Source organism: Arthrobacter sp. Y3223164 (genome assembly GCF_059091005.1).
The window spans coordinates 1-2,369 of record NZ_JBNHGF010000411.1; the positions used below are offsets into that span (position 1 = coordinate 1).

General features: G+C 70.5%; 1 protein-coding gene. It reads right to left on the reverse strand.

Annotated elements, in window-relative coordinates; all coding sequences use genetic code 11:
* Nucleotides 1–68 precede the first annotated feature (68 nt).
* Entirely contained in the window at nucleotides 69–2,228 is a 2,160-nt protein-coding gene (gene malQ, locus AC5RUJ_RS14765; protein WP_494127718.1) for a 4-alpha-glucanotransferase, read from the reverse strand.
* Nucleotides 2,229–2,369: the final 141 nt, after the last annotated feature.

The following is a 2,369-nucleotide window of genomic DNA, read 5'->3' on the forward strand; positions in this document are numbered from 1 at the left end:
CCCCGGCCGACGCCGGTGCGACGCGCCGGCGGGGTCGCGAGAGGCTTCCCGGCTCGGCGTGGACCCGCCTAGTCCTGACCCAGGGCGCGCACCAGCGAGTCGAACCGCTCGTTGGCGGCCAGGTCCTCGATCAGGACCGACGCCCCGTCCGGCCCGGCCAGCGGAATCCGCCAGTTCGGGTATTCGTCCGCGGTGCCCGGCTGGTTCTGGGTCCGAAGCTCCCCCACAGCGTCAGTGAGCGCAACGCCCAGCAGCACCGAGGGGGTCTGCGTGATGAACGCGTGCAGCGCCTCGACGGTGCGTTGTTCGGCGGCGGGGCCGGCGCCGTCGTCGTGCGGTGGGGCGGCCGGCACCCGCGAGCGCACCGTGGAGAGCACTGCCTCTTGGGCTGCCTGGTCCAAAGCCCGTTCCTCCTCCACCGGCCGGTTCAGCAGGCCCAGCGATTCGCGCAACTCCACGTGCTTGCCCGCCAGGTAGCCGGCGGTAGGCGGCAGGTCGTGCGTGGTGACGCTGGTCAGGCAGGAACGGCGGTAGCGCTCGGGTGCGCGGGGGCTGCCGTCCTCGTACTCAAACCACAGGATGGAGGTCCCCAGGATGCCGCGCTCGGCCAGGTAGTCCTGCACGCCCGGCTCGAACACCCCGAGGTCTTCGCCAATAACGACGACGCCGGCCCGTTCCGCTTCCAGGGCGAGGATGCCTATCAAGGCCTCGTGATCGTAGTACACGTAGGCGCCTTCGCCGGGAGGGCTGCCGGCGGGAATCCACCACAGCCGGAACAGCCCCAGGATATGGTCCACCCGGATGCCGCCGGCGTGCCGCAGGACGGTCCGCAGCATGTCCCGGTAGGCAACATAGCCGGATTCGGCCAGGCGGTGCGGATGCCACGGGGGCTGTGACCAGTCCTGGCCCTGTTGGTTAAACATGTCCGGCGGCGCACCCACGGAGATGCCGGGGGTCAGCACATCCTGCAACGTCCAGGCATCGGCGCCGGTGGGATGGACGCCGACGGCGAGATCGTGCACTATCCCGATGTTCATTCCCGCGTCGAGGGCGCTGCCCTGCGCCGCCTCGAGCTGCTCGTCGCACAGCCACTGCAGCCATTGATGGAACTCGATGCGGTCCTTCAGCTCGCTCCGCTGTGCTTCGACGAAAGCGGCATCGGACCACTCCGGTGCCCCGGCCGGAACAGTTTCGGCCATGGCACACCACAGGGCAAACCGCTCCAGCCCCTCGCCTTCCTGCGCGCGGAAGGCTTCGAACCGCTGCTGCCGTTCCGCGGACCGGGGCACCGCGAAGACCGTTTCCAGAGCCTGCAGCTTGGCCGCAAAAACCGGGTCGCGGTCCAGGATGACGGCGTCCAGGTTCGCGTCGTGGAAGTTGTTGGCCAGCGGGACGCCGCTGGCTTCGGGCACGTCCTCGACCCGCAGGTACAGGGGATTGACGAACCGGCGCGTGGAGGGCAGGTAGGGCGAGGGCTCCACCGGCGGTTTCGGCTGCGCCGCGTGCAGCGGGTTGATCAGGACGAACCCCGCGCCCTTCGCGGCAGCCGTCCCGGCGAGGCTGGCCAGGTCATGCAGGTCGCCGATGCCCCAGGAGGACCGCGAGCGCACGGAGTACAGCTGTGCCATCAACCCCCACGTCCGGGGCAGGCGGTCCGCGGTGGTCAGGCGCCGCGGGGTGACCACGAGGGCGCACCGTGCCTCGCTGTCGGCTGGTTCCGCGGCCGCGCCGGTTCCGGGCTCCATCGCCTCCGACTGGGCCGGGGCCGCACCGGTCCCAGACTCGATCCCCTCCGACTGTTCCGCTACCTCCAGCGTGTGCCAGCCCAGCGGGATGTCGGCCGGCACCACCGCCGTGAAACGAACAGGCGGGGCACCTTCCGCATCCTCCGACCCGCCGGCCAGCACCTCGACGTCGCGCCGGGAGCCGTCCTCCAGCAGGATCCGGACCCGAGGACGGACGCCGGGCGGCGCGTTGACCGGAACCTCGGTGGCGGTGCCTTGGCGGACGACGACGGCGGGCGGCAGCGTGCGCTGCACCGGTACCAGTTCAGCGGCTCGGAGGGAAGCCGTCACATCGTCGTCGGTGGCACAGGGGACGTCCAGCGCGGTGAGGACGGAAACCAGCGTTGCCTCACTGACTGTCTTCTCGCCCCCGTCCCAGCCATGGAAGGTAATGCCAACGCCATGTTTCCCCGCGAGGCGCTGCAGCGCCGAAAGTTCAGCCATAGACCCAATCTACGGTGAACTGTCCGGACGCGGGAACGTCCCTCCTCAGCGGGCCAGGCGAAGATCGTGCCGCCGAGCGGCGGGCACCGCCGTCGTCCGGGCATTCGCAAGCAGGGCATTGCGCGGCGGACCGCGAGCGGC